The sequence below is a fragment of the Alloyangia mangrovi genome (assembly GCF_002300555.2).
GTDB lineage: Bacteria > Pseudomonadota > Alphaproteobacteria > Rhodobacterales > Rhodobacteraceae > Salipiger > Salipiger mangrovi.
In genome coordinates this window covers 17009-42692 of the sequence record NZ_NTHN02000048.1, presented here as the reverse complement: position 1 = coordinate 42692, position 25684 = coordinate 17009, and the positions used below count along the sequence as shown (strand labels likewise).

General features: G+C 67.7%; 23 protein-coding genes and 1 other RNA gene. 12 read left to right on the top strand and 12 right to left on the bottom strand.

What is annotated here, in order from left to right; genetic code table 11:
- Nucleotides 1-5 precede the first annotated feature (5 nt).
- On the top strand, nucleotides 6-398 hold the full coding sequence (locus CLG85_RS27840; RefSeq protein WP_375796942.1) for an FGGY-family carbohydrate kinase: 393 nt from the start codon (nucleotides 6-8) through the stop codon (nucleotides 396-398).
- Here the strand turns inward: CLG85_RS27840 and CLG85_RS20830 are convergent.
- A complete protein-coding gene (locus CLG85_RS20830; RefSeq protein ID WP_095884373.1) occupies nucleotides 292-750 on the bottom strand; it encodes an SRPBCC family protein in 459 nt (152 codons plus the stop codon). The two genes, CLG85_RS27840 and CLG85_RS20830, sit on opposite strands and share 107 nt — an antisense overlap.
- Before the next feature lie 47 nt (nucleotides 751-797).
- Nucleotides 798-1772: an NAD(+) diphosphatase gene (gene nudC, locus CLG85_RS20825; protein ID WP_260349942.1), complete on the bottom strand. Its 975-nt coding sequence runs from the start codon at nucleotides 1770-1772 to the stop codon at nucleotides 798-800.
- Nucleotides 1773-2109: 337 nt separating this feature from the next.
- On the opposite strand from nudC, the gene CLG85_RS20820 reads away from it, so the two are divergent.
- Nucleotides 2110-4083, top strand: coding sequence for a bifunctional 2',3'-cyclic-nucleotide 2'-phosphodiesterase/3'-nucleotidase (locus CLG85_RS20820; RefSeq protein ID WP_095882912.1), 1974 nt, complete (start codon nucleotides 2110-2112; stop codon nucleotides 4081-4083).
- 45 nt (nucleotides 4084-4128) lie between these two features.
- Here the strand turns inward: CLG85_RS20820 and CLG85_RS20815 are convergent, their stop codons facing one another.
- Nucleotides 4129-4449, bottom strand: a complete 321-nt coding sequence (locus CLG85_RS20815; RefSeq protein ID WP_095882911.1) for an antibiotic biosynthesis monooxygenase family protein — start codon at nucleotides 4447-4449, stop codon at nucleotides 4129-4131.
- A gap of 138 nt (nucleotides 4450-4587) precedes the next feature.
- Here CLG85_RS20815 and CLG85_RS20810 point away from each other — a divergent pair, with 138 nt between their 5' ends.
- The 4 genes from CLG85_RS20810 (at nucleotide 4588) to CLG85_RS20795 (ending at nucleotide 8148) form a co-directional block, all read left to right on the top strand.
- Complete coding sequence (locus tag CLG85_RS20810; RefSeq protein WP_176476629.1) at nucleotides 4588-5271, top strand: HAD family hydrolase; 684 nt, start codon at nucleotides 4588-4590, stop codon at nucleotides 5269-5271.
- A gap of 155 nt (nucleotides 5272-5426) precedes the next feature.
- Nucleotides 5427-6431 (top strand): ABC transporter substrate-binding protein, encoded by a 1005-nt coding sequence (locus tag CLG85_RS20805; protein WP_095882909.1) that lies wholly within the window; start codon nucleotides 5427-5429, stop codon nucleotides 6429-6431.
- Between the two features lie 66 nt (nucleotides 6432-6497).
- On the top strand, nucleotides 6498-7295 hold the full coding sequence (locus CLG85_RS20800; RefSeq protein ID WP_095882908.1) for an ABC transporter ATP-binding protein: 798 nt from the start codon (nucleotides 6498-6500) through the stop codon (nucleotides 7293-7295).
- Nucleotides 7296-7386: 91 nt separating this feature from the next.
- Nucleotides 7387-8148, top strand: a complete 762-nt coding sequence (locus tag CLG85_RS20795; protein WP_095882907.1) for an ABC transporter permease — start codon at nucleotides 7387-7389, stop codon at nucleotides 8146-8148.
- Nucleotides 8149-8155: 7 nt separating this feature from the next.
- Here CLG85_RS20795 and CLG85_RS20790 read toward each other — a convergent pair whose 3' ends face one another.
- Entirely contained in the window at nucleotides 8156-9307 is a 1152-nt protein-coding gene (locus tag CLG85_RS20790; RefSeq protein WP_095882906.1) for an ATP-binding protein, read from the bottom strand.
- Nucleotides 9308-9519: 212 nt separating this feature from the next.
- On the opposite strand from CLG85_RS20790, the gene ffs reads away from it, so the two are divergent.
- An RNA gene (gene ffs, locus CLG85_RS20785) (signal recognition particle sRNA small type) lies at nucleotides 9520-9616 on the top strand.
- Nucleotides 9617-9848: 232 nt separating this feature from the next.
- Here the strand turns inward: ffs and CLG85_RS20780 are convergent.
- Both CLG85_RS20780 and CLG85_RS20775 read right to left on the bottom strand, forming a co-directional pair.
- Nucleotides 9849-10322 (bottom strand): hypothetical protein, encoded by a 474-nt coding sequence (locus CLG85_RS20780; RefSeq protein ID WP_260349941.1) that lies wholly within the window; start codon nucleotides 10320-10322, stop codon nucleotides 9849-9851.
- A gap of 174 nt (nucleotides 10323-10496) precedes the next feature.
- Entirely contained in the window at nucleotides 10497-11159 is a 663-nt protein-coding gene (locus CLG85_RS20775) for a response regulator (protein WP_235865433.1), read from the bottom strand.
- 357 nt (nucleotides 11160-11516) lie between these two features.
- Here CLG85_RS20775 and CLG85_RS20770 point away from each other — a divergent pair, with 357 nt between their 5' ends.
- The 5 genes from CLG85_RS20770 (at nucleotide 11517) to CLG85_RS20750 (ending at nucleotide 17857) form a co-directional block, all read left to right on the top strand.
- On the top strand, nucleotides 11517-12035 hold the full coding sequence (locus CLG85_RS20770; RefSeq protein ID WP_095882904.1) for a putative pterin-binding protein: 519 nt from the start codon (nucleotides 11517-11519) through the stop codon (nucleotides 12033-12035).
- Nucleotides 12036-12115: 80 nt separating this feature from the next.
- Complete coding sequence (locus CLG85_RS20765; RefSeq protein WP_176476628.1) at nucleotides 12116-14689, top strand: hybrid sensor histidine kinase/response regulator; 2574 nt, start codon at nucleotides 12116-12118, stop codon at nucleotides 14687-14689.
- Nucleotides 14690-14983: 294 nt separating this feature from the next.
- Entirely contained in the window at nucleotides 14984-15841 is an 858-nt protein-coding gene (locus CLG85_RS20760) for a glycosyltransferase family 2 protein (protein WP_095882902.1), read from the top strand.
- Between the two features lie 19 nt (nucleotides 15842-15860).
- Nucleotides 15861-16832, top strand: coding sequence for a glycosyltransferase family 2 protein (locus tag CLG85_RS20755; protein ID WP_260349940.1), 972 nt, complete (start codon nucleotides 15861-15863; stop codon nucleotides 16830-16832).
- 23 nt (nucleotides 16833-16855) lie between these two features.
- Nucleotides 16856-17857: a glycosyltransferase gene (locus CLG85_RS20750; RefSeq protein WP_260349939.1), complete on the top strand. Its 1002-nt coding sequence runs from the start codon at nucleotides 16856-16858 to the stop codon at nucleotides 17855-17857.
- 9 nt (nucleotides 17858-17866) lie between these two features.
- On the opposite strand, the gene CLG85_RS20745 is transcribed toward CLG85_RS20750, so the two are convergent.
- The 6 genes from CLG85_RS20745 to ubiA all read right to left on the bottom strand — a co-directional run bounded on the left by CLG85_RS20745 (nucleotide 17867) and on the right by ubiA (nucleotide 25681).
- Nucleotides 17867-18793, bottom strand: coding sequence for a LysR family transcriptional regulator (locus CLG85_RS20745; protein ID WP_095884446.1), 927 nt, complete (start codon nucleotides 18791-18793; stop codon nucleotides 17867-17869).
- Between the two features lie 86 nt (nucleotides 18794-18879).
- Nucleotides 18880-19401, bottom strand: coding sequence for a M10 family metallopeptidase C-terminal domain-containing protein (locus CLG85_RS27495; RefSeq protein ID WP_311735019.1), 522 nt, complete (start codon nucleotides 19399-19401; stop codon nucleotides 18880-18882).
- Nucleotides 19402-21025: 1624 nt separating this feature from the next.
- Complete coding sequence (locus CLG85_RS27490) at nucleotides 21026-22012, bottom strand: calcium-binding protein (RefSeq protein WP_311735018.1); 987 nt, start codon at nucleotides 22010-22012, stop codon at nucleotides 21026-21028.
- 338 nt (nucleotides 22013-22350) lie between these two features.
- Nucleotides 22351-22680, bottom strand: a complete 330-nt coding sequence (locus CLG85_RS20725; protein ID WP_095883571.1) for a hypothetical protein — start codon at nucleotides 22678-22680, stop codon at nucleotides 22351-22353.
- Complete coding sequence (locus CLG85_RS20720; RefSeq protein ID WP_095883570.1) at nucleotides 22677-24650, bottom strand: OmpA family protein; 1974 nt, start codon at nucleotides 24648-24650, stop codon at nucleotides 22677-22679. The genes CLG85_RS20725 and CLG85_RS20720 overlap by 4 nt, the downstream gene beginning before the upstream one ends.
- Nucleotides 24651-24712: 62 nt before the next feature.
- Nucleotides 24713-25681, bottom strand: coding sequence for a 4-hydroxybenzoate octaprenyltransferase (ubiA, locus tag CLG85_RS20715; protein WP_095883569.1), 969 nt, complete (start codon nucleotides 25679-25681; stop codon nucleotides 24713-24715).
- Between the last annotated feature and the right edge of the window lie 3 nt (nucleotides 25682-25684).

The window sequence follows — 25684 nt, the reverse complement described above, 5'->3', positions numbered from 1 at the left end:
CGCCGCTGCCCGCGCTCGGCGGCGGCGCACAGAGCGATCTGCTGCTGCAAAGCGTCGCCGACGCCAGCGGGCTGAGCCTCTTCCGCCCCGAGGGCGCCACCAGCGGCCCCTCTCTTGGCGCGGCAAAGCTGGCCGCGCTGGCCACCGGCACGCTGTCGCGCAGCGACCTGGCCCGTCGCCCCGAGGCGCGCGAGGTCTTCAGCCCCCCGCGCCTCGGCGGCGCTGCAGGATCGTCTGGAAACCTGGCGCGCGCTCTACCGCGCGCTGAAGCCGCTCGCGGCCCCGCGCTGATCAGGCGCGCTTCAGCCGGTCCTCGATCGCCTGCGCGTAGTCTGCCATGCGCACCCGGAACTTCTTCTCGAGGTTGGCCCGAGCCAGTTTCAGCGATTGCACCATGAGCCGGGCCGAGAGCGTCTTGGGCTTCAGCTCGAGGTCCATCGCCACCCGCGTGCGACTGCGCGAGAGAGCCACGAACTCTATCCGTGTCATCACCTCGAGCCCGTCGGTCACGCTGCGGTAGACCAGCAGGTTCGGCGCATCCTCCTCGACCAACGTGATATCGGCCGAGCGTGCCTTGCCGCGGAAGTTGAACACCGCATGCCAGGCATGGCTGCCTGCCCCCTGCGGGTTCACCCGCCGCAGCTCGATCCCGCGCCGCATGATCTGCCGCTCGAGATGCTCGAAATTCGTCGCCTCCGCGTAGACCCGCTCGACCGGAACCGCGATGTCTTCCTTGGTGGAGATGTCCATGACCTGCCTCGTTACCCCGTTCTTACTCGTTGCCGCCGCATCTTGGCCTAATCGAGGCGGTCCGCAAGCCAGTTGCGCAGCAGGTGGTTGGCAATCGAGCCGCGCCGCGCCGGCAGGATGCCCGGCTCGAGCCCGGCAAAGGCGTCTGCAAGCCGCTCGCGGCTGACCCATTGCGCATGCTCGATCTCGACCGGGTCGATGGTGATCTCTTCGCTCAGCGCCTCACCGCTGCAGCCGAGCATAAGCGAGGACGGCCAGGGCCAGGGCTGGCTGGTGAGCAGCGCCACGCGGCCGACCTCGACCCCGGTCTCCTCCATCACCTCGCGCCGCACCGCCGCCTCGACCGTCTCGCCGGGCTCGATGAAGCCGGCAAGGCAGGAATACATCCCCTCGGGCCAGCCCGGCGAGCGCCCGAGCAGGCAGGCATTGCCGCGGGTGATCAGCATGATGACCACCGGGTCGGTGCGCGGGAAATGCTGCCCGCCGCAGGACCGGCAGACCCGCTGCCAGCCCGCCTGCGTCACGTCCGAAGCGACGCCGCAGCGCGAGCAGAACCCATGCGTGTCATGCCAGCCGAGAATGGCTTTGGCGGTCGCGGCCAGCTCGGCGTCGCGCGGGGTGAGCGCCATGAGCAGCGTCCGCAGCTCGACGAAGCGCGCGCCCGCGGGCGCATCGGGGTGGACCTGCACGCTCGGGTCTACAAACCCCTCTTCCTGCGGCGCATCGGGCTCCCAGGCAGAGATGTCATAGGCCAGCACCACCTCGCCGTCCTCGCGTCCGAGCAGCACCGGCCGCGCCCGTGCCGCGCCAAGCAGCGGGTGATCGAGCGGCAGCCGCAGCAGCCCGGCGCAGGTCTCGCCACGCGCCGCGTCATCGGCAATGAGAGGCTTGCCCCGCCAGAACGCCACGCCGCGCGCGCCGGGGCGCTGCATCAGCGCCGCAAGCCCCGGGATGTCGCCGCGCAGCTCCGCCGCCCGGTCGAGCCCCGATCCGCCGAATGTCACCTCTTCCGCCTGCCGCATGCCGTGCCTCCTGCTGGACCCGGCAAGGGATGGCACGGCGCGGCCAGAGTGGCAACCGATGCGCCGGCGAGGGGCGCTGCCCCTCGCGCTCCCCGGGATATTTGACCCTAGAAGAAAGGGCGGCGGGCCCTGGTTTCTTCTAGGTGGAAATATCCCGGGGGAGCGCGGCCCGCGGGCCGCGCGGGGGCAGAGCCCCATGGTCCCTCCCCGCCCGCACAGAGCTGCGGCGCATGGCGCAACGTCATCCGCCGCTGCCCGGCCCTCCGACAGGCAAGCGTTGCAAGACCGTCTTGAAGCTGCACTATTCCCGCAGCGACGACACTCGAAGGAGAGCAAGATGCGCAATCTTCCCCAACCCCCGATCAGCCGCCGAGGCTTTCTCGCCGGCAGCGCCGCAACCGGCGCGCTGATCGCGCTGCACCCCTATTCAGCCCGGGCCGCGGCCAACCAGGCGCACCTGCGCATCATGGAAACCACCGACCTGCACGTGCACGTCTTCCCCTACGACTATTATGCCGACAAGCCGGTCGACACCGTCGGCCTTGCGCGCACCGCCTCGATCATCGAGGGCATCCGCGCCGAGGCCACCAACACGCTGCTCGTCGACAATGGCGACTTCCTGCAGGGCAACCCTCTGGGAGATTACATCGCCTACGAACGCGGCATGAAGGACGGTGACATGCACCCCGTCATCACCGCGATGAACACGCTTGGCTACGACGCCGGCACCATCGGCAACCACGAGTTCAACTACGGGCTCGGTTTCCTCGAGAAATCCGCCGCGGGCGCGAACTTCCCGATCGTGCTGGCCAATATCGCCAAGAAGCAGGGCGCAAACCCGCGCGAAGACGAGACGCTGTTCAAGCCCTACGTGATCCTCGACCGCGAGATCACCGACGGCGCCGGCACCACCCATCCGATCCGCGTCGGCATCATCGGCTTCACCCCGCCGCAGGTGATGAACTGGGACCGCAAGCACCTCGAGGGCAACGTCGAGGCGCGCGACATCGTCACCACCGCCGAGGCCTGGGTGCCGCAGATGAAGGAAGAGGGCGCCGAGATCATCATCGCGCTGTCGCACTCCGGCATCGGCGCGGCGCAGCACGAGGACGGGATGGAGAACGCCTCGGTGCCGCTCGCCGCAGTGGATGGCATCGACGCGCTGATGACCGGTCACAGCCACCTCGTCTTCCCCTCCGCCGATTACGACGGGCGCGACGCCATCGACCTGACCGCCGGCACGATCCACGGCAAGCCCGCGGTCATGGGCGGCTTCTGGGGCTCGCACATGGGTCTCATCGACCTTCTGCTCGAGCGCGACGGCAATGAATGGAAGGTGGTCTCGACGACCTCCGAGGCGCGCCCGATCTACCAGCGCGGCGAGGACCGCAAGGTCACCGCGCTGGTCGAGGACGACGCGGAGGTGCTCGACTCGATCCGCCCCGAGCACGAGGCAACGCTGGACTACGTGCGCCGCGCCGTGGGCGAAACCTCGGCGCCGCTCTATTCCTACTTCGCGCTGGTGGCCGATGATCCTTCGGTGCAGATCGTCTCGATCGCGCAGAGCTGGTACATCGAACAGATGATGAAGGGCACCGAGTACGAGGGGCTGCCGATCCTCTCGGCGGCGGCGCCCTTCAAGGCCGGCGGCCGCGGCGGTCCGGAGTATTATACCGACGTGCCCGCGGGCCCGGTGGCGATCAAGAATGTCGCCGACCTCTACCTCTATCCCAACACGGTGCGCGCGGTGAAGGTGACCGGCGCGCAAATCAAGGGCTGGCTGGAGCGCTCGGCGGGCATGTTCAACCAGATCGAGCCCGGGAGCGCCGATGCGCCGCTGCTCAACCCCGACTTCCCGAGCTACAACTTCGACGTGATCGACGGGGTGACTTACCAGATCGACCTGTCGCAGCCGGCGATGTTCGACCGCGACGGCAACGTGGTGAACGAAGGCACCAACCGGATCGTCAACTTGGCCTACGAGGGCAAGCCGATCGACCCCACGGCCGAGTTCATCATCGCCACGAACAACTACCGCGCCTCGGGTGGCGGCAGCTTCCCGGGCACCGGCGATACCATCGTCTTCGAGGCACCGGACACCAACCGCGACGTCATCGTGCGCTATATCATCGAGCAGGGCACCATCAACCCGAGCGCCGACGACAACTGGAGCTTTGCGCCGATGGAGGGCACCACGGTGCTCTTCGAGACCGGCCCCAAGGCGCGTGACTACATGGACAGCGTGGCGCTCGACATCGAGGACGCGGGCGACAACGCGGACGGCTACGCGCAGTTCCGCATCAAGCTCTGACGGCCGAGCCAGAGACCCATGGGGGCGCCTCGGGGCGCCCCCTTTTTAACCGCCTGAGCGCCGGATCACCCCGTCTTCGACCAGCTCGTAGTGGCGGATCAGCCGGCTCTCGACCAGATCCTCCTCCGCCGGGTCGACGTGCGGTCGGGTGTAATCCTCGTCGGCGAAAGCCTTGAGCGAGGCGAGATCGCGCCAGATCATGACCACCGAGAACTCGCGCGGGCTCTCGGGCCGCGCCGCTCCCGGCAGCACCTCGACGATCCCCTCGGTGCGCCGCAGCAGCGGGATCGCGATCTTGTGGAAGAACTCGGAAAATTCCTCTTCCTTGCCTGGCCGGGTCACGACCTGGAAGACGCGCATGATCATCGAACCACCCTCCTTGATACGCGAGGTTTCCGGGGCGCCCGCCTGCCTCAGGGGCAGACAGCATAGCACGAAACCGCGGCCTCGACATTCCCCCACGCGATGGGTCACATGGCCGCGCCCGATGCAGAAAGGCCCGCCATGATCACTTCGCTCCCCTTCTCCGCCGTCATCTTCGATCTCGACGGCACGCTCGTGGACAGTGAGCGGGTGGCGCTCGAGGCCGGCCGGCGCGCCTTCCTGCGCTTCGGCGAGACTGTCGCGCCGGGGTTTCTCGAGGGGCTGATCGGCCGCGATCGCAACGCCGTGGCACACGCCCTGCGCGACACTTACGGGCATCTCGACCAACCGATGCTGCTGCAGGCGATCCGCGAGGAAAGCATCGCGCTGCGCGAGGCCCGCGGCCTGCCGCTGAAGCCCGGCGTGGTGCTGCTCATCGAGGAGATTGCCGCGCTCGGCCTGCCCATGGCGGTGGCCACCAGCTCGGGTGTCGAGGAAGCCGAGCGCAAGCTCACCCTTGCCGGGCTGCGCGCACATTTCACCGCGGTGATCGCCTTCGACCACGTCGAGAACCCCAAGCCCGCACCCGATCCCTACCTCCTGGCCGCCGAGGCGCTTGGTCATGCGCCGGAGCTCTGCCTTGCCTTCGAGGACAGCGACACCGGCGCCGCCAGCGCCCGCGCCGCGGGCATGCGCGTGGTGCAGGTGCCCGACATGCTGCCCAGCGACGGGGCCCATGCGCACCACCTCGCGACCTCGCTGATCGAGGGCGCGCTGGCCGCCGGCCTGCCCCTGCGCAAGAGCGCCGAGGACTCCTCCGCCTAAATTTTGATCAATCGGTCAAAATGTAGCAGGGCTGGCGCGCGGCTTCTTCCGATCAGGTCTTCCCACCGCCGTATTTCCGGTCAAGCTCGCCGCAAGACGTGAGCAACACGCCGGAAATCTTGGCGGCAAGGCCGCCACAACACGGAGGAAGACCCATGTATCCCCGCGCCCTCGCGCTGGCCGCCAGCCTCATGGCCGCCACCACCGCTGCCCAGGCCGAAACCGCCCTGCCCTTCGCGCTCGACTGGAAATTCGAGGGCCCCTCGGCGCCCTATTTCGTCGCGATCGACAAGGGGTACTTCGCCGACGCCGGCCTCGACGTCGAGGTGACCGCGGGCTCCGGCTCGCTCGACGCCATCCCCAAGGTCGCCACAGGCGCCTTCCCCGTGGGCTTTGCCGACATCAACTCTCTGATCAAGTTCCTCGACCAGAACCCCGGCGCGCCAGTCACCGGGGTGATGATGATCTACGACAAGCCGCCCTTCGCCATCATCGGCCGCAAGTCGCTGGGCGTCGAGGCGCCGAAGGATCTCGAGGGCAAGGTGCTCGGCGCGCCGCCGCCCGATGGTGCCTGGGCACAATTCCCGATCTTCGCCGCCGAGAACGATCTCGACACCTCGAAGATCACCATCGAGCCGGTCGGCTTCCCGACCCGCGAGCCGATGCTGGCCGAAGGCAAGGTGGCCGCCGTCACCGGTTTCAGCTTCACCTCCTACCTCAACACCGCGCGTCTCGGCGTGGATGAGGCCGACATCTCGACCATCCTCATGGCCGATTACGGCGTCGATCTCTACGGCAACGCGATCATCGTCAACACCGATTGGGCGGCCGCCAACGCGGACCTGCTGAAGGGTTTCCTCGCCGCCGTTGCCGCGGGCTGGAAGGATGCCGCCGCCGATCCCGCCGGTGCGGTGGAGAGCCTGATGTCGCGCAACCCCGCCTCGGATGCCGAGCTGGAGACCCGCCGACTCGAGCTGGCGCTCGATGCCAACGTGGTCACCGACTGGACCAGGACCAACGGCTTCGGCCCGATCGACGATGCCCGCATGGCCAATTCGCTCGAGCAGATCAAGCTGACCTACGAGTTCCAGCACGAGCCCGACGCCGCGCTTTATTTCACCGGCGCCTACCTGCCCGAGGGCGGCTTCCCGCTCGAGTGATCCGCAGGCCAACACGGCAGCCGGGGGCGGCCGCGCCCGCCCCCGCGCACCCAATCAAGGCAAGACATGACAAACCTCATCGAGATCAGGGGCGTGCGCCACGCCTACAAGACCGCCCGCGGCCCGCTGCCGGTGCTGGACGGGCTCGAGCTTTCGGTGCCCGAGGGCGGCTTCGTCGCCGTCGTGGGCCCCTCCGGCTGCGGCAAGTCCACGCTGACCAAGCTGGTCGCCGGACTGCTGAAACCCGACGAGGGCGAGGTCTGGCTGCACGGCGAAAAGGTGAAGAGCCCGCGTTCGACCGTCGGAATGGCCTTCCAGAACCCGGTGATGCTGGAATGGCGAACGATCCTGAAGAACGTCATGCTGCCGCTCGAGATCGTGCCCACCAAGCTCAGCAGGAAGCAGCAGGAGGAGCGCGCCCGCTATCTGCTCGCCCTCGTCGGCCTCGAGGGCTTCGAGGACAAGCGCCCTTCAGAGCTCTCGGGTGGCATGCGCCAGCGCGCCTCGCTCTGCCGCGCGCTCGTACATTCCCCCGAGGTGCTGATCCTTGACGAGCCTTTCGGCGCGCTCGACGCCTTTACCCGCGAGGACCTGTGGCAGATCATGCACCAGGTGAAGGAGAAGGAGCCCTTCACCGGCGTGCTGATCACCCACGATCTGCGCGAGTCGATCTACCTCGCCGACCAGGTGGTGGTGCTCTCGGGCCGCCCGGCCCGCACCCGGTTCACCCTCGACACCGGGATCACCGGCGCCCGCGATATCGAACACCTCTACACCCCGCAGGCCGCCGAGATGCTGGCCACGCTGCGCCACCAGATCGAGATTGCCCAGGGCCGCGCCCCCGCCGAGGTGGCGCCCGCCTGATGCCCCTCCCCGCTTCTTCTCTTTCCAAATACGCATATCCCGCCGCCTCGACCCGTGCCCCCGCCGGTCAGGCCGCCCAGCGGAGCCCGAGATGACCTTCCGCCAGATCGCCGTCCCCTGCCTTGCCATCGTGATCTTCCTCGCGCTTTGGGAAGCGCTGGTCTGGGTGATGGGCTGGCCCAACTACAAGATGGCTTCGCCCTCGGACCTTGTGCCCGCCTACGAGCGCTACTGGAGCCTGTTCCTCACCATGGGCTGGCAGACGCTCTGGCGCACCGTGGTGGGGCTCTTGATCGCCGTCATCTTTGGCACCGCGCTCGGCATGGTGATGGGCTTTTCGCGCACCATGCGCGATGCGCTCTACCCGCTGCTGGTGGGGTTCAACGCCATCCCCAAGGCCACCGTCGTGCCGATCGTGGCGCTGATGTTCGTCGGCATGCACGATTTCAACACCGTGCTCATCGCCTTCATGATCTCCTTCTTCCCGATTGCCGTCTCGGTCTCGATCGGCCTGTCGACGCTGGAGCCCGAGTACCGCGACATCCTGCGCTCGCTCGGGGCCAGCCAGTCGACAATCTTCTGGAAGATCGCCCTGCCCAAGACCCTGCCGGAGTTCTTCGGTGCGCTGAAGGTGGCGGTGACGCTGGCCTTCATCGGCACCAACCTGATGGAGATCGTCAGCCCGCACGGCCGCGGCCTCGGCGCGCTGTTCGACAGCGGCAAGACCAACTCCGACTACCCGCTGATGTTCGCGGTGCTGATCGCCTTGGCCTTCCTCGGCATCGTGCTCTACTACGTGGTGGTCGCGCTCGAGAAGGTTTTCGCCGGCTGGGCCGAACGCCCGCAGGGCTGAACCGGGTTCAGCCCTTCTCCATCCGCGCCAGCAGCCAGTCCCGCATATCGGGGTCCTCGAGCGCGTAGCGCCCGCGCCCCGGGCGCCAGACCAGCTGCCTGTCGCGCAGCGCGTCCAGCGCCTTCTGCACCGCCTGCGCCGAGGTCTTGCGCCCGGCGATGCCAGCGATGCGTTGTACCGTCTTCTCGTGGAACGGCGCGAAGTCCGAGCCGTCGCGGATCAGCACCTCGAGCACCGCGCGCTGCAGCACCGTCAGCCCGTCGAAATCCGAGCCGTACTGGTCCCAGACCCGCGCCCGCAGCTCGTCCGCCCGTTCCTGCAAGGTGCGCTTCAGCCCGGCGCTGCCCGGCAACCAGGCGGCGTGTTGCTGCACCACCTCCACCAGTTTCTCGGGTCGGTGCCCCAGCAGGCGGAAGGCCTGCGCCACATCCTCGGGGTCGAGCTTGTTGTCCTCGGCCAGCCGCGGATTGATCGCCGCCACCAGCGCCTCGACATAGGGCCGCCCGAGGGTCGGGAAATCCTCGACCCGTGCACCGTAGAAAGGCTGCTGGTTGGTTGACAGCAGCCCGGCAAGACCGTCGCGGTTGGACCCGGTGCAGAGCACGAAGAGCCGCGCGCCCTCGGGGCGCTGGTTCATCGCGTCGCGCGCCGCCTTGAGCGCGAACATTGCGTCCAGCCCGGCCTCGGACGTCACCGCCTGTTGCGCCTCGTCGATGATGAAGACCACATCCGCCTTCGCCCGGTCGCCGATCTCGAGCAGCGCATCGGTGAGGGTGAGGTTGCGCCCCTCGGCGACTCCTCCGATCTCCGCACTCAGCCCACCAATGCTGATCGACCGAATCGGCAGCGCGCGTGCTGCCCGCTCGATCGGGCTGGGCATGGCGGCGATCTCTGCCGCCAAGGCGTCGGCGATGAGCTGGCCGGGGTCGGCCTTGCGGTCGGACCAGAGGTCGACCAGCACCGGGTGATCGCCGCGGGCCTTGAGCACCGGCAGAAGATCGCGCCGCAGGAAGGTGCTCTTGCCGGTCCGCCGCGGCGCAGCCAGCATCAGCCCCGAAGGGCTGCCCATCAACGGATCGAGCGACAGCCGCCCGGCAATGACCTCTGCCAACTCCCTGCGCGGGACGTAGAAGGCGCCGCGGTTGCTGCTGTCGGTCATCTGTGGATCTCCCGTGCGTGGGTTTGGCAGCATCTTTATAGTTACGCCGATAAAGCAAGGTAGAGTGCGGATGCTCCGAGGCAAGGCCCGGCCATATGCCGACTTTATACCGACCAAGGTAAACTTTGGGAAAACTCTGAGAGACTGCGGTCAAAAAATCTCTGCCCTGCCCCCCTTGCAGTCCTGCCACGGGGCAGCCTATATCACCCCTCGAGAGGTTGGCGCGGGCGAGCGCCTCGCCAACCCGGTCAGGTCCGGAAGGAAGCAGCCGTAACGAGCCCCGCTTGGGTCGTTGTCCAGCCTCTCACCTATCTCCCTACAAGATCACCACGCACCGCGCCCGCGCACCGTCGCTGGGTGCGCGTGACCCTTTGACGCCCCACTGCAGGGCCGGCGCCTGGACGGCTGCCAAAGCGTCAGAATGGCCGCGGCGCGTAAAACGCTTCCCCGACCTCCCAATTGCCGAAAAATAGCAAAACCCGGATCCCCGCCTGAGGGACCCGGGTAGATGCAGGATATCTGGTCAGGACGTGGCCGGTGCTCAGCTGGCCTCGGGCAAAGGCGCCCTCCGGAACTCGAGCCCGCATTGCTTCAGGTCGCTGGCACTCTTCAGCGCATCCATCTGTCCCTTGAGACGCGCAAGTTCATTGGCGTTCTCGCCGTTGCCGCTCACGAAGAAGGCCGCAGGCCAGAAGAGCACGATCGCGACGCCGGTCGCGACAGCGTCGGTGCTTGCCGTCTTGTTCTGAACACGCACCGCACGAGCCGAGTACTCGGACACGCGCTGCGCTTCCTCGGTGATCTGGCTACAGGAGTAGGATTGGAACTGCATTGGGGAAACATATTGCGCTGGGATGTCTTGGGATTTCTTTGCACAACCAGAAATTGCAATACTCGTTACAAGCCCAAAGGCAATAATCTTAAGACTCATATCAATATTCCTTAAAAAAAAATGCATCGCACAAAATGAAGGCGGCTCAATACCCACCTTTTCAAGGTCTTGCGAGTCGATCATATGCCGTCTTTGCCATAAATGCACCCCAATTTCGGCCACACGCCCGGGTGCAGCGCGACGGCGCACCGGAATAAAGCCGGTTGGCGGGTACTCTGATCATCCCTTTTGGCCAAAAAAAAACGCGCCGGAAAGCCCGGCGCGCCTCTAGCGGAATTCAAATATGGCGGGGGCCGCTCAGAACAGGCCGGCTTCCTTGGCCAGCAGTGCCGCCTGTGTGCGGTTCGAGGCGCCGATCTTGCGGTAGAGCGTCTTAACGTGCAGCTTGACCGTCGGTTCGCGAATGTCGAGATCGCGGGCGATCTCCTTGTTCGACTTGCCCTGTGTCAGCCCCTCGAGCACCTCGAGCTCGCGCGGCGACAGGCGCTCGGCCATCGGGTGGCTCGGCGTGGCCTCTTCCTGGCGCATGAAGTCCAGCGGCGCGTATTGCTCGCCCATCGCCATGAAGCGCACGGCGTTGACCAGCGACTTGGCCGAGAGCGTCTTGGGCAGGAACCCTGCGGCACCGGCCTCGAGCACCTGCTCGGCGACGTCGCGGTTCGCGGTGCCGGAGATGATCGCAACGCGGTGCGAACCCTCGAGCGCGCGCATCTTGTTGAACCCCTCGAGCGCGTTCATGCCGGGCATCGAATAGTCGAGAAGCACGAGGTCGAACTGCTCGCCCGCCTTCACCAGCGCCTCGGCTTCGGAGTAGCTTGCGACACAGACCGTCTCGAAGGTGCCTTCACCTTCAAGGAAGATCTGGAGCGTGTCGCGAAGCAGGTCGTGGTCGTCAGCGATCAAAACGCGGAGCATATTGGCCGGTCTGGTTACCATCTGTGCCGCCTGCTGTGCCATCATCGTCCGTCTCCCTGCAACCTCTCGGCGAATCGCCGAACATCATTTTCTAAACAAATAGCAAAATTATCGGCGGATTGCGGTTAAATTATGGACAAAACAGGGCCTGTGGCCCGCTTGCACATACTGACCGCACGTTAGTTCTCTCGTTTTGCGGGCATCAGCGCGGCCAATGCTCGCCTTACTTTGCTTATCGCATCCCGGATCGCGCAACGGCAAGGCTGCACACGCGGCAATTCCCGCCTATTCAGGCGGCAGATCCGTCCCTACCCGGACGGATAGGGGCCCCTCCGATTGCCCCGATATCGCTTTTGTCGCGTATGTGACACTATGCGTTCAGACACCAAGGAGTCGCTTCACATGCTCGGTCTTCCCTCCCTGCGCACCCTCATCGCCCTCGCACTTCTCGTTGCGCCCGTGGCAGCGGCGGCGGCCAAGGATCTGCCGAAGCCCGAGGAACAACCCCTGCTGGTGGTCAGCGGCGCGATCTCGAACACCAATCTGGACGGCACCGCCTCCTTCGACTTCGACATGCTCGAGGGGCTGGACACGGTGACCTTCACCACCAAGACCATCTGGACCGACGGCGAGCAGACCTTCACCGGCGTGCAACTGAGCGATCTGATGGAGCTGGTGGGGGCGACCGGCAACGAGATCAAGGCGACGGCGATCAACGACTACGCGGTGAACATCCCGCGCGAGGATTGGGTGGACGGCGGGCCGATCGTCGCCTTCCTCAACCACGGCGAGAAGATGCCCGTACGCAACAAGGGTCCGCTGTGGATCGTCTACCCCTTCGACCAGAGGCCCGAGTACCAGACCGAGCAGATTTATTCCCGTGCGATCTGGCAGTTGGACCGCATCATCGTGCTTGACTAGGCCGCGCGCTTCATGCCCTTGGAAGCATGATCAATTTGAACCTGCCTGACGAAAATTCAACTCATAGCCGAGCCACACTGGTGCAGACCGGGGGCGCCGCCTCCGCGCTCCTGCTCTGCGTGGGCCTTGTTGTCTGGCTCGGCTGGTTGGTTCTGAGAGAGATCGACGACTTCTCCGTCGCCAACTCCGACAACCTCCAGTGGAGCCTCGCCCAGGCCGACGTGGAGTTCCTGCAGTTCCGGCTGGCGATGAAGGACGCGCAGGACAACCCCGCCGCAATGGAAGACGTCCGCCGGCGGTTCGACATCTTCTACAGCCGCATGGTGACGATGAGCAGCGGGCGGGTTTTCCACGCCCTGCGCGAGTCGGTGCAATCCTCCGCGCCGCGCATGCGGGTGCTCGACTTCCTCGAGAAGACCGTCCCGCTGATCGATGGGCCGGACCAAGAGTTCCTCGCCGAACTGCCTTCGCTGCTGCAGCAGTCCGAACAGGTCACCGCCGACGTCCGCTCCTTCTCGCTGGCGGCGCTGGCCGCCTTTGCCGAAGTCTCGGATTCCCGCCGCGAGGGCATCACCGAGCTGATGATCTACATCGCCGCGGTGCTTCTGGCGCTGTTCATCGGCCTGACCCTGCTGGCCTACGCGATGTTCCGGCTGTTCCGCCTGGCGCAAAAGCGCGCTGACGCTCTGCAATTTGCCAGCACCCGGATGAAGACCATCGTGCAGACCTCGCCAAACGCCATCGTCGTGACCGACGAGGTGGGCGTGGTGCGCGAGTTCAACACCGCCGCCGAGGCGCTCTTCGGATTCACCCGCGCCGAGGCCGTGGGCCGCCTGGCGCTCGAGCTCATGGTCCCGGCGGAAACCCTCGGCCGGCACCAGTTCGGCGCGCTCGCCTTTCTCGACGAGCATCGCCGACCGCGCCCCGAGGAGCAGCATTTCGAGATCACCCTGCAGACCCGCGACCTGCATCTCTTCCCGGCCGAGATCTCGGCCGACCGCGCCGAGGCCGACAACCCGCTCTACGTCTTCTACATCCGCGACATCTCGAACTGGAAAGAGGCAGAGGAGCAGCTCACCGAGGCCCGCGACCGCGCGCTGGCCGGCGAGCGCACAAAGTCCGAGTTCCTCGCGGTGATGAGCCACGAGATGCGCACCCCGCTGAACGGGCTTCTCGGCGCCATGCAGCTGATGCGCGACCACAGCCTGACCGAACGGCAGGGCGACCTGCTCGACCGCATGCAGAGCTCGGGCCGGCTTCTGCTGGAGTTGGTCAACGACGTGCTCGATCTCGCCAAGTTCGAGGCGGGCAAGATGAAGGCCGAAGAGGCCCCCTTCTCGATCAACCGCCTGCTCGACGGGCTGGTCGAGACCGCGCAACCGCTGGCGCAGACCTATGGCAACGAGCTCAACTGGCGCTGGTCCGGCCCCGAGGGCGACGGCGCCATCGGCGATGCCCGCCGGCTACGGCAGGTGCTGTTGAACCTCGTCGGCAACGCGCTGAAATTCACCCGCGACGGTAGCGTCGAGGTCGAGGTCGAATATCTGGATGCTGCACGGACCGAGGTCGAGTTCCGCGTCATCGACAATGGCATCGGCATCGCCGAGAAGGACCTCGCGCGAATTTTCCAGGACTTCGAGACGCTCGATTCCTCCTATGCGCGCGAGGCGGGCGGCACCGGCCTCGGGCTCGGCATCGCCCGGCGCTTCATGCGCCTGATGGGCGGCGAGATCGGCGCCGAGAGCGAGCCTGGCGAAGGCAGCCTGTTCTGGATCCGCGTGCCCCTGACCCCCGTCGAGGCGGTCGCCGCGGCTCCGGAAGAGCCCCGCGACCACCCCGACGCGCCGCAACGCCCGCTCGATGTGCTGCTTGTCGAGGACAACGAGATCAACCGCTTCATCGTCCGCGAGATGCTCGAAGGCGAGGGACACAAGGTTACCATCGCCGAGAACGGTCAAGCCGGGGTGGATGCCGCCGCGCTGCACCGCTACGACGTGATCCTCATGGACATCTCCATGCCGGTGATGGACGGCACCACCGCATCGGGTCACATCCGCGGCGGCACCGGCGCCTGCGCGGCGGTGCCGATTATCGCCCTCACCGCCCATGCGCTGCCCGAAGAACGCGAGCGCTTCCGCAAGGTCGGGATGACTGCCTGCCTGACGAAGCCGATCGAGCGCCCGCTGCTGCTGCGCACGCTGGCCGAGGTGACCTCGGGCGACGTCCCGGCGCTTCCGCCGGAGCCCGGCGTTGCCCCTGCCGCCGCCCCCCTCCTGACTGTGGTCCAGCCGCAGCAGGAGGTCCCGGCCGCGCCGGAGACGGAACTGCTCGACGAGGAGCGCCTCGGCGCCTTCCTGTCGGAGGTGCCGCGCCCCACGGTCGACAAGTTGCTGGAGCGATTCTACGCCGAGATGGATCGCAATATCGCCGCGCTCGCGGAAACCGCGCCCGACGATCCCGATCTCGGCCCGGTCGCGCACCAATGCGCCGGCTCCTGCGGCCCCTTCGGCGTCGAGGCGCTGCGCCGTGCGCTCGGACGTATCGAGACGCAGGTGAAACGCGGCGACCAGCCCTCCAGGGCCGAACTCGCCGCGCTGGCCGATCTCTGGCAGCAGAGCCGCAGCGCGCTGGAGAGCCGACTCGAGGCGGCCTGACCGCCTCGACCACCCTCTGAAAGCCGAGTCGCCACGGCCCTGCCGCAGCCCACTTTGGGCCTGCGCGCCGCTTTCCCGCCCCGCTTCGTCACAGTCTTGCCGCGCTCTTCCCGGGCGCGGATTAGCGCGCCTATCCGACTGGATAGGTCTCTCGCCGCTTGCCCCATCCGACTCCCCTCTGGTGCGGGCGACAGGAAAGCGGAAGCGCAGGTACACATGGTGCATCGGACGCCAAGCGCCGATCCCGTTCCCTCGTTCCTCGACCCTGTCCCCGGCAGAAAAGGATGCCCGAAGATGCCCCGCTTTTCCGTCGTCATCCCCTGCTTCAACGCCGAGGACACCCTCGCCGAGACCATCGAGAGCCTGCTGGCGCAGACCGAACAGGACTGGGAAGTGCTGATCATCGACGATGGCTCCAGCGACGACACCCGGCTGATCGCCGCCTCGATGGCCGGGATCGACATGCGCTTCCGCCTGATGAAGAGCAACGGCATCGGCCCCAGCGCGGCGCGCAACATGGCGCTCTCGGAAGCCGATGGCGAGATCATCGCCTTCCTCGACGCCGATGACACCTGGCACCCCGAAAAGCTCGAGAGGCTCGACGCCTTCTTCGAGGAGGAAAGAGCCGATGCCTGCTTCGGCCGCGTCACCCTCTCGAATGGCCGCACCGTCGGCACCCCCACCGGCCCCTTCGAGGGCACGCTGACGCTGGATGCGCTGCTCTCCGAGAACCCGGTCTGCACCATGTCGAACCTCGCGATCCGCCTCGAGAGCTTCCTTGCCAGCGGCGGCTTCAACACCGACATCACCCATAATGCCGACCTCGAGTGGCTGGTCCGCCTGATTGGCGATGGCGCCAGGGTGGTCGGCATCGACGCCCCGCTGGTCACCTACCGCATCTCCGACCGCGGCCTCTCTTCCGACCTCGAAGGCATGAAGGCCGGCCGCGCCATGGCGCTGGTCAGCGCCGCCCGCTACGGCTTCAGCGGCACCGCCCGCAGCGAGACCGCGCCTCTTCGCGCGCTCGCCGGCTTCGCCACCAGCCCCCGACGCTGGGTCTCGAATCCGCGCAATGGCAGCCGCGTGCTGAGCGCGGCGCTGCTTGCCTCTCTGCTGCCCCGCCCGTTGCGCAACGCGCTCTTCTCGCGCTGAACCCCGAGGAGCTCCATCCATGCCGCGCGCCTCGATCATCGTCGCGACACACAATTCCGCACAGCACCTGCAGGACACCCTGCAGAGCCTCTGCGCGCAGAGCTTTCCCGATTTCGAGATCATCGTGGTCGATGACGGCTCCTCCGATGGCAGCGCCGAACTGGCGGAGGCCTCCGGCGACCTGCGCGTCCGCGTGCTGCGCCAACGCACCCGCGGGCTTGCTGCCGCGCGCAACACCGGCATTGCCGCCGCGCGCGGAAGCCTGGTCGGCTTTTGCGACGCGGGAGATCTCTGGGCGCCGGGCAAGCTGGCCGAACACGTGGCACTGATGCAGGCCGCACCGAGCGTCGGCCTGAGCTTTTCAGGCTCCGAGATTCTCGGCGAGGATGGCGGCCGCTCCCGCCTGTGGAAGACACCCCGGAAGCGCCGCTTCGGCGCGGCCGCAATCTTCAAGCGCAACCCCATCGGCCCTGTCTCCACGGCGCTGTTCCGCCGCTCGGCCCTGCAGCGCATCGCCTTCCGCCCACCGCAGGAGACCGAGCGCGACTGGTGGTTCGACGAGACCTTCCGGCAGGGTGAGGCGCTGGAGCTCTGGCTGCGTTTCGCCCTGGTCAGCGACTGGGAGATCACCGGGATTCCCCGCACCCTCTGCAGCTGCCGCGACGCCGAGCCCGCCGCCTCGGTGGGCAAGCAGCTCGCCGCATGGGAGCGCATGGTGACCAAGCTCTCGGCGCAGGACCGGCATTTCTTCGGCCGGCACACCGCCGCCGCCCGCGCCTACCACCTGCGCCATCTCGCGCGCTGCGCCATCGCCGCCGGCGATGCGCCCGGCGCCGCCCAGTTGCTGCGGGGCTCGCTGGTCACCTCGCCGAAGCCGCTGGCCGAAGACCCCGGCCGGACGCTGGCGCTCTGCGCGTCCAGCCTCTTTCTGTCCCTGACCAGCATCCCGCTGCTGAGCCGGTTCTCCCGCCGGCGCGGCCGCTCGGCGTGACCCCTCGCATGGAGATTTAGCCAATGCTGCGCATAGCCCATCTTCACGACGACCGGACCGCGGGCGACCTCGCCCGCTATCTTGCATTTCTGAGCCGCGATGCCGCGCTTGGCGCCACCGCCGAGCACCGCGCGGTGAGCGTGTCGCGCTTTGCCGCGGGGGCGACTGCCCTCGAGGCCGAGGTGATCGTCTCGCACCTGCCGATGCGCCTGCAGTGCCTGCCGGGCCTCATGGCCCTGCGCGCCCGACACCCGCGCGCGACACTGATCCACGTCGAGCACCACCATTGCGAAGGCTCGGCGGCGGCGACGCGAAACCGAGGCCGGCAGCGCGCCATGCTGCGCACCGGCTATGCGCTGTTCAACCACGTCGTCGCGCTGAGCGCCTCGCAGGCACACTGGATGCGCCGCCACGCGCTGGTCGCCACGGGGCAGCTCACGGTGATTCCGGCCTGCGCCGATCTCGCGCCCTTTGCCGCCCTGCCCGACCCGCAGGGTCCGGTCCGGCACATCGGCGCGATCGGCCGCCTGCACCGGCAAAGCGGCTTCGACATGCTGATCGAGGCCTTCGGCGTCGTCTCCGACCCGGAGGCGCGGCTCGACATCTTCGGCGACGGGCCGCAGCGCGCCGAACTACGCGCCCTCGCCCGCCACGACCTGCGCATCCGCGTGCATGGCAACACCACCCGGCTGGCGGCGCTGCGCAGCGCCGAGGCCATCGCCATTCCCGCCCGCTGGCAAGCCTCCGCGCTGGCCGCGCAAGAGGCGCAGGCTGCCGGGCGCCGGGTCCTGCACTCGGGCCGCGACAGCCTTTCCGAGCTGCAGGGGCCGGGACTGGTGACCGTGGCCGACCTCTCGGTCGCCGCCTGGAGCCGGGCGCTCAGCGACGTGCTGGCAGAGAGCGCCGCCGTTCCGCGCATCTCGGTCACCGGCGCCTATGAGCCCACGGTGCAGGGATGGCAGGCGCTCCTCGGCCGGCTCACCAGCCGCAAGACCGCTGGACGCTCCACCCTCGCGGCGATCTGACAGCGCCTGTCAGCGGGTGCAGAGCGCCGCCTGCCGCCGCCCCTGCGCCACCAGCCAGTCGCGCAGCGCCCGGCCCATGGGTTTCTCGAGGCTCGCGCGGTCCCAGGCCAGCCCGTAGGGCACCGAGAGCGGCATGCGCAGATCGAAGGGCACCACCAGCCGCCCGCTCGCCAGCTCCTCGCCGATCATCGCGAGCTGACCGAGCACGAATCCCCGGCCCGCCACCGCTGCGTCTATGGCGCTGGAGGAGAGCGCGAAGCTGAGCGCCGAGCCGCCGGGGTCCGGCGGCGGCACCACGCCGCAATGCGACGCCCACTCCGCCCAGCCCGGCACCTGATGCGCGGCAAAGCTCTCCATCCACGAGATCTGCAGCAGCGGGTAGTCGAAGATCTCCTCGGGCCGTGTCAGCTCCCGCCCCTGCAGCAGCGACGGCGCGCAGGCGGGCAGGATGCAATCGGTGAAGAGCTCGGCGTAATGGCCATGCCGCGGCGCATCGTCGAAGTAGAGACGGAAATCGACGTTGTCGCGGGTCAGATCCGGCTCGATCTCGGTGCCCACCAGCCGCACCGGCGCGCCGGGGTGCTCGGCGGTCCATTCGAAGAGCCGCGGCCCCAGCCACTTGTTGGTCACCGTGGTGAGCGAGCTGATGACGAACCCCCGGCTGTTGCGCGCCCGCGCCAGCACCTCGCCCGCATGGGCGAGCTGGGCAAAGCCCTTGCTCAACTCGGCGTGGTAGACCCGGCCCCAGCTGGTCAGCTCGAGCTGCCGCCCGCGCCGCTCCAGCAGGGCGACCCCCAGGTGCTCCTCGATCCGCCGCACCTGCTGGCTGATCGCGCCTGAAGAGACGCCAAGCTCCTCGGCGGCGCGGCGCACCGAGCCGCAGCGGCCCACGGCCTCGAAGGCCTGCATGGCACGCAGATGGGGCAGTCCGGGCATGGCGGTCCTTTGCGGGGGGCAGTCGGGGTTCGCAGAGTGAACCATGCGCCCCGCCCCTTGCCAAGCGGTTGGCCGAGAGGGCCGGATCAGAGTAGGAAGTCGTCCTCGGTCAGCTCCTCGTCGGCGTGGACCAGAAGGGTCTGCGCCGCGCCGTCAATGTCGAAGCTGAGGCTGGCCGTGCCGTCGTCCTGGGTCAGCGCCGCCATCAGCGCCTCGCCATCCGCCCATTGCCCGAGCTGCGTCAGGTCGATGCGGTCGGCGCCGGCGAAATCGGTGATGGTCACATCCCCCGCCGCCGCGCTGACACCGAAGGTGTCATCGCCGTCGCCACCGGTCAGCGTGTCGTCACCGCCCCCACCCCAGAGCGTGTCGTCGCCGTCCCCGCCCTCAAGCAGCTCGTCCTCCTCGGTGCCATGAAGCTCGAGATGCGCCTCGCCCGCCTCGTCGAGCCACCAGTGACTGCCCTCCTGGGTGATGCTGACGTCGCTGATCTGCCCTCGCAGCGCGCTGTTGCCGCTGCCGCCGAGCAGGTTGGTCAGCCGGGCGCTGCCATTGGGCACCACGCCGTCGCCCTCGGCGATCTGCACGCCGTCCTTCTCGACGTACATGAAGCCGGTTTCATCCACGCCCACGGTCCAGCTCGCCGTCTCGCCTTCGGTGAGCGCATCCTCGGCCACGATGTAATGCGTGTAGCCGCCCTGGCTGACCGAGAAGACCACGGCATCGCTCGGCCCGAGCTGGCCAAAGGCGATCCGGTCCTCCCCCGCGCCGCCGAACTCGAAGACCTGCTGGTCGCGCGCATCGTCGAGATCGTCGAAGCGCAGCTCGGCCTCGAATTCGAAAGCCCCGCCGATCTGCGGCAGGTCGTCGTCGGTCAGCTCGGGCAGCACAGGATCGGACGTGCTCGCGTCGGCGTCCTCCTCCGTCTCACCGGGCTCATAGACCTGCGTGCCCGCTTCGGGCGTCCAGATCGCGTCCCCCTGTACGAGGCTGACGTCGCTCATCTCGCCCTGCAGCGTTGCCGAGCCGGAGCCGCCGAGCAGGTTCTCTAGCCGGTCGCTTCCCGCGGGCACGATCCCGTCACCCTCGGCGATCTGCACCCCGTCCTTCTCAATGTACATGAAGCCGGTCTCGTCGACACCCACGGTCCAGGTCGCCGTCTCGCCCTCGGTGATCGCGTCCTCGGCGACGATGAGCGCGGTGACCCCGTCCTGCACGATCTCGAAGAGCACCGCGTTGCTCGGGCCAAGCTGGCCAAAGGTGATCCGGTCCTCGCCAGCGCCGCCGAACTCGAAGACCCGCTGGTCGCGCGCGCCGCTGATGTCGTCGAAGCGCAGCGTGGCCTCGAACTCGAAGGCGCCGTCGATCTGCGGGATCCCGTCGCTGTCCGGATCGGGGTCGGTGGTCTCGCCGGGAACCGTCGGATCGGCAGGGTCCGTGGGATCGGTCGGACCCGTGCTGCCGCCGGTCTCCCCCTCAGTTTCCCCGCCGTCGCCGCCGGCACCCTCACCGCCGCTGCCGTCCGAGACCCAGGTGCCAGCCGCCTGGCTGATCGACACCTCCGAGATCGCGCCGACCAGCGCCGTCTCGCCGCTGCCGCCAAGCGTGTTGGTCAGCCGCTCGCTGTCGGCGGGGACGACGCCGTCGCCCTCGGCGATCTGCACGCCGTCCTTCTCGATGTACATGAAGCCGGTCTCGTCGACGCCCACGGTCCAGGTCGCGGTCTCGCCCTCGGTGATGGCATCCTCGGCGACGATGAGCCAGGTTGCCCCATCCTGAACGATCTCGAAGAGCACCGCATTGCTCGGGCCGAGCTGGCCAAAGGTCAGCCGGTCCTCGCCCGCGCCGCCGAATTCGAAGACCCTCTGTCCCTGCGCGGCGGAAAGTTCATCGAAGCGGATCGTCGCCTCGAACTCGAAGGCGCCGTCAATCTGCGGCAACGCGCCGGTGGTCTCCACCGGGTCAACAGGATCGGTCGGGTCAACCGGATCAACCGGCTCCACTGGATCGACCGGAGCGGCCTCTTCGCCGGCCGCGGGAATGCCCATCGCCTCGAGCTGCGCCGCCGAGGAGACCTCGGAAACCTGCACGCCCACCAGCGTCAGCGCCACGCCCCCGGGAAAGCTCAGCACCGCATCCCCCGTACCATCGCCGGCCGTATCGCTCACCGTGACGTCGCCCACGTCCACCGGGTTGCCCTCGGCATCGGTCAGCCCCGAGACGTCCAGCAGGTCATTGCCCGCATAGGTCCCGCCACCAAGATCGCTCGGCGCCGCGAAGCCCTGCACCGCATCGAGTCCGCCGCCATCCGCCAGCGCCAGCGTATCCACTCCGGCGCCGAGGATGATGTGCTCGACCTCGTCGTAGATCAGCGTGCTCGTGCCATCGGTGACGCTGCCGGTCTCGGGGTTGATGTCGCCCAGATCGATGCGCAGCGCGTCGGTGACCAGCGACAGGTCGAGCGTGTCGCCCAGCACCTCGTCCACGCCCTCGGCATCCACCGTGTCGTTGCCGAAGTCGTTCTCGATGTGGAAGGTATCGTCCCCCCCAGCCGCCCCAGTAACTGTCGTCGCCGGTGCCGCCCCAGAGCTCATCGTTGCCGTAGGAGCCGCGCATCCAGTCGTTGCCCGCGCCGCCGTGGATCGTGTCGCTGCCCTCGTTGCCCTCGAGCGTGTCGTCGCCCTCGCCGCCGCTGACGTAATCGTCCCCCTCCTGTCCGTAGAGCGAGTCGCTGCCAGCGCCGCCCTCCAGCCAGTCGTCCCCCTCGTTTCCGGACAGGGAATCGTCGCCCGCGCCGCCGATCACCGTGTCGGCCCCGGAGCCCGCATGCACCGTGTCGCCGCCGTCGCCGCCGTAGATCAGGTCGTCCCCGGCATAGCCGAGGAAGCTGTCATCCCCGGCTCCGCCCCAGAGCGTGTCATCGCCCTCGCCGCCGCCCAGCGTGTCGTCGCCCGCGCCGCCGGTGAGCAGGGAGAAATAGCTCCAGTCGGTGCCCGCGCCGAGCTGCGCGTCAAAGACCGCCGGGGCCGTGGTATCGCCGATCAGGAAGCTGCCGCCGTCGTGGTGGAGGAAGAGCACGAGGTTGGCCTGGTCGAATTCGACCTCCACCCCGTCCGGCAAACCCGAGAGGTCGAGCGTGTGCCCCGCGGAGCTTTCGGAGATCGCCGCCCAGAAAGCCGGATCGTTCCAGTTCTCCTGCGTCACCGCGTAGACCGTCATCGCACACACCCTGACTTACTGACCTAGACCCCCAACACCCGGGGAATCGCGCACGGGAGCTGGTCTGCGCCCCGAATTAAGACTGGATAGGGACAGGATGCGACAACTTTAAGGCGCCGGGCGCTGTCGCAGCTCTGCTTGCGAAACAGCATGCGCCTTGCGGCTGAATTGTCTCAAAATCGTCAGCAATGCCGATGGTTTGACCATCAGCACCCGCGCGTTCTTCTAGGCAGAAATATCCCGGGGGAGCCCGCAGGGCGGGGGCGGAGCCCTCACCAGAATGAAAAAAAAGGCGAGACCCCGCCCCGCCTTGCCGCGCGCTCAGACAGAAAGGCCCTTCAGGCCATGCCCTTCTTGCGCTCGAGCATCCCGCGCAGTTCCTCGGCCTCGTGCCGCGCCTCGCGCAGGCCTTCCATGGCCGCCGAGAGCTCGGCCTCGGTCTGCGCCAGTTGGTTGGTCAGCTCGGCCTCGCGCTGCTGCAGGTAGGTGATCGCCTGGTCGCGGGTCTCCTCGGCCTCGTGCAGCTCGCGGCTCATCTTCTCGAGCTGGTCGACGTCGGCCTGGGCGACGCGCTTGAAGCGGTGCACCAGCCAGTTGGCGAACCATCCCATGCAGAAGGCCACGAAGAGGATGACCGCCGTCGCGATCACGAATTCCGTCCGGTTCATTCTTCTGCCCCTTCCACGCCTGTCTCGCCAGCGCCTGCCTCATCCTGCGCCGCGTCGTCCTGCGCAGCGTCGCTTTCTTCCGGAGCGGCCGGGTCACCGGCTGCCTCGGCGCCTTCCTGCTCGATCTGCTCGAGCGCGGTCGGCTCTTCCTCGGTCGGCTCGGGGCGGATCAGCTTGAATTCGATCCGGCGGTTCGCCTCGCGTCCCTCTTCGGTACTGTTATCCGCAATCGGCAGGGTTTCGCCATAGCCTTTCACGCGATAGCTCGAGGTCAGCACCCGGCGGTTGCGCAGCGCATCGAGCACCGATTGCGCCCGGTCGCGGCTCAGTGCCTCGTTCATCGACTCGCGGCCCTGGCTGTCGGTGTGGCCCTGGATCTCGAGCGGGATGTCGCCGCAGAGCTTCAACAACTCGGCGAGCTCGTCCATTATGTCCTTGGCCGAGGCGTCGAGATTGGCCGAGCCCGGCTCGAAACTGATCTTGCGGTCGCCGATGATCTCGACGATCTGCGCCTCGCATTGCTCGGGGGTGGGGATGCCCAGCTCGGGGTCAAGCTTTTCCTGGTAGGTGACGTCGATCTCGTAGTCGGCCCCCTCGCCCAGCTTGTCCGAGAGCAGCCCGGCGATCTCGGCATTGGCGTCCTTGTTGCCGGTATTGCCCGAGACCCGCACCAGCTCGGGGGTCACCCGCAGCGCGCCGTTGCTGAGTTGCCCAAGCGCCTCGAGCCCGGTCAGCACGCGGGTCGACCAGCCGTTCGGCAGCCCCTCGGCGACGCGGGCCGCGGTATAGACGCTCTCCGAGCCGAAGAGCGCCTTGGCCAGGCTGTCCGCGGTCTCGCGCGCGAGGTCCGAGTTGATCCGGCCGCGCAGCTGCACCGAGCCCTCTGGCGAGAGTGTGGCGGTGAACTCGGGCGGGCCCTGATCGGTCTCCTGCGGCGTTTCCGGCAGCGTGGCGTGCAGGGCGAAGACCTGCGGCAACGCGGCCTCGAGCTCGCCCACCACCCGGTCGAAGAGCCCCTGGCTGGTACCTTCCAGGGCCACCAGAGCAACGTCGGCATTGGAGAAGGTTACCGAGCCGCCGCCCAGCTCCTTCACCGCCGCGATCGCCATGGCCCCGGCTTCGCCCCAGCGGCGCGAGGGCACGCCCAGCCCGAGGCGGCAGTTGGCATTGCCCTCGAAGCCGGCGTCGCTTGCGGCCTTGAGGATACGCTCGCGCGCGGCCTCGGTGTCGGCGGAACAGGCGTCGAAGCGCAGTCCTTCCTCGTCCATCAGGAAACGCAGGGTGAAGGGGGTGATCACCGGTCGCGGCGCGGACAGATCGAGCGTCAGCTCGACCCCCTTCGGCACGCGGCGGCGCAGGTTCCGCTCGATCTCGCGGCGGGCGGTCTCGCTGTCGGTCATCGCCTTGATGTGCACCCGCCCCGCCGAGACCGAGATCTTCGAGCGTGGCAGATCCTCGAGCGCGCGACCTGCGAAATCCACAGCGGCACTCCAGCCTTCGGGCTTGGGGAAATCGGCCTCTTCCAGAAGGTCGGCTATCTGCTGGTCACCTTCCGTCATCTCGGAAAGCACGCCGAGCAGCCGCTCGCGGTCGGTCTCGCCGGGCACCAGCCCGATGATCGAGATGCCGGACTCGTTGCGCAGGATCTCCATCGAGAAGCGCGGCGCCTCGATTTCCTCGGCATCGGCGACCAGCATCTGGTCTATGACCCGCGCCGAATCCACCGCCGAGCCGGCCACGGTCATCGCCCGGAAACGCGCCGCCTCGTCGGGTGCGGTGCCGATCAGGAAGACCTGCAAGCCGTTCACATCGACCTCGGCCCAGTCCTGCCCATCGCGCAGCAGCGCATCGGCGACATCCTGCCGCGAGGCGGTCTCGACCATCTGCATCGAGAAATAGGCGGTCCCGGCGCAGAGCGCCGCGGCGGCAGCAAAGGCGGTGGCCGGAAGGAGATAGCCGGAAAGGCGCATCAAAGCGTCCCTTTCTTGATCAATTTTTCATCTCTGATACGCCCGCCCCCGGGTCGGCGCAATCACGCCAAAAGCGCGGCGGCGAAAAACAGCACGGGCAGCAGGCCGGCGTCGCGGTTGGACCTGAAGAGCTTGAGCAGGACGGCATTGTCGTTCACATCCAGCTTCCGCATCTGCCACAGCATGTGCCAGCCAAAGGCCCAGGGGCCGGCGATCACGATCACCAACTGCAGGATCTCGCCGCGCGGCGCCGCCAGGACCACGGCAAGCCCCATCAAGGCGACCGAGATCACCAGGAAGCGCGCCAGCATCGACGGGGTGCGCTCGTCGCCGAACAGCCGGGCGGTGGATTTCACCCCGATGAGGGCATCGTCTTCCTTGTCCTGGTGGGCGTAGATCGTGTCGTAGAACAGCGTCCAGGCCATGCCCGAGAAGTAAAGAGCCACGGCGGCCCAGCCGAGACTGCCGCTGTGCGCCGTCCAGGCCAGCAGCGCGCCCCAGTTGAAGGCGATGCCCAGAAAGACCTGCGGCCACCAGGTGAAGCGCTTGGCAAAGGGGTAGATCGCCACCGGCGCCAGCGAGATCACCCCGAGCAGGATCGCCATCGGCGGGAAGGTCAGCAGGATGGCGCAGGAGACCAGCGCCTGGATCACCGCCCAGGCCAGCGCCTGCCTCACGCTCACCTGTCCCGAGGGGATCGGCCGCGAGGCGGTGCGGGCCACAGAGCCGTCGAAGTCGCGGTCGGTGATGTCGTTCCAGGTGCAGCCCGCGCCGCGCATCAGGAAGGCACCGATGCCGCAGCCAACGAAGATCCACAAGTCGAACCAGCGCGCCTGACCGTCTGCTACCATAGACAGCAGCAGACCCCACCAGCAGGGCAGCAGCAGCAGCCAGGTTCCGATCGGGCGGTCGGCGCGCGACAGGCGCAGATAGGGGCGGCTCCAGGCCGGGGCATGGTGATCCACCCAGTTGCCCCGGACGGCGTCGGAAACCTGTCCTTCGGGATCTGGCGCTGCGCCGGGATGGGTCATATG

Coding starts and splice junctions, on each gene's coding strand:
- CLG85_RS20830 (WP_095884373.1), bottom strand. CDS start 750: ATGGACATCTCCACCAAGGAAGACATCGCGGTTCCGGTCGAGCGGGTC.
- nudC (WP_260349942.1), bottom strand. CDS start 1,772: ATGCGGCAGGCGGAAGAGGTGACATTCGGCGGATCGGGGCTCGACCGG.
- CLG85_RS20820 (WP_095882912.1), top strand. CDS start 2,110: ATGCGCAATCTTCCCCAACCCCCGATCAGCCGCCGAGGCTTTCTCGCC.
- CLG85_RS20815 (WP_095882911.1), bottom strand. CDS start 4,449: ATGATCATGCGCGTCTTCCAGGTCGTGACCCGGCCAGGCAAGGAAGAG.
- CLG85_RS20810 (WP_176476629.1), top strand. CDS start 4,588: ATGATCACTTCGCTCCCCTTCTCCGCCGTCATCTTCGATCTCGACGGC.
- CLG85_RS20805 (WP_095882909.1), top strand. CDS start 5,427: ATGTATCCCCGCGCCCTCGCGCTGGCCGCCAGCCTCATGGCCGCCACC.
- CLG85_RS20800 (WP_095882908.1), top strand. CDS start 6,498: ATGACAAACCTCATCGAGATCAGGGGCGTGCGCCACGCCTACAAGACC.
- CLG85_RS20795 (WP_095882907.1), top strand. CDS start 7,387: ATGACCTTCCGCCAGATCGCCGTCCCCTGCCTTGCCATCGTGATCTTC.
- CLG85_RS20790 (WP_095882906.1), bottom strand. CDS start 9,307: ATGACCGACAGCAGCAACCGCGGCGCCTTCTACGTCCCGCGCAGGGAG.
- CLG85_RS20780 (WP_260349941.1), bottom strand. CDS start 10,322: ATGATCGACTCGCAAGACCTTGAAAAGGTGGGTATTGAGCCGCCTTCA.
- CLG85_RS20775 (WP_235865433.1), bottom strand. CDS start 11,159: ATGATGGCACAGCAGGCGGCACAGATGGTAACCAGACCGGCCAATATG.
- CLG85_RS20770 (WP_095882904.1), top strand. CDS start 11,517: ATGCTCGGTCTTCCCTCCCTGCGCACCCTCATCGCCCTCGCACTTCTC.
- CLG85_RS20760 (WP_095882902.1), top strand. CDS start 14,984: ATGCCCCGCTTTTCCGTCGTCATCCCCTGCTTCAACGCCGAGGACACC.
- CLG85_RS20755 (WP_260349940.1), top strand. CDS start 15,861: ATGCCGCGCGCCTCGATCATCGTCGCGACACACAATTCCGCACAGCAC.
- CLG85_RS20750 (WP_260349939.1), top strand. CDS start 16,856: ATGCTGCGCATAGCCCATCTTCACGACGACCGGACCGCGGGCGACCTC.
- CLG85_RS20745 (WP_095884446.1), bottom strand. CDS start 18,793: ATGCCCGGACTGCCCCATCTGCGTGCCATGCAGGCCTTCGAGGCCGTG.
- CLG85_RS27495 (WP_311735019.1), bottom strand. CDS start 19,401: ATGTACGTCGAGAAGGACGGCGTGCAGATCGCCGAGGGCGACGGCGTG.
- CLG85_RS27490 (WP_311735018.1), bottom strand. CDS start 22,012: ATGACGGTCTACGCGGTGACGCAGGAGAACTGGAACGATCCGGCTTTC.
- CLG85_RS20725 (WP_095883571.1), bottom strand. CDS start 22,680: ATGAACCGGACGGAATTCGTGATCGCGACGGCGGTCATCCTCTTCGTG.
- CLG85_RS20720 (WP_095883570.1), bottom strand. CDS start 24,650: ATGCGCCTTTCCGGCTATCTCCTTCCGGCCACCGCCTTTGCTGCCGCC.
- ubiA (WP_095883569.1), bottom strand. CDS start 25,681: ATGACCCATCCCGGCGCAGCGCCAGATCCCGAAGGACAGGTTTCCGAC.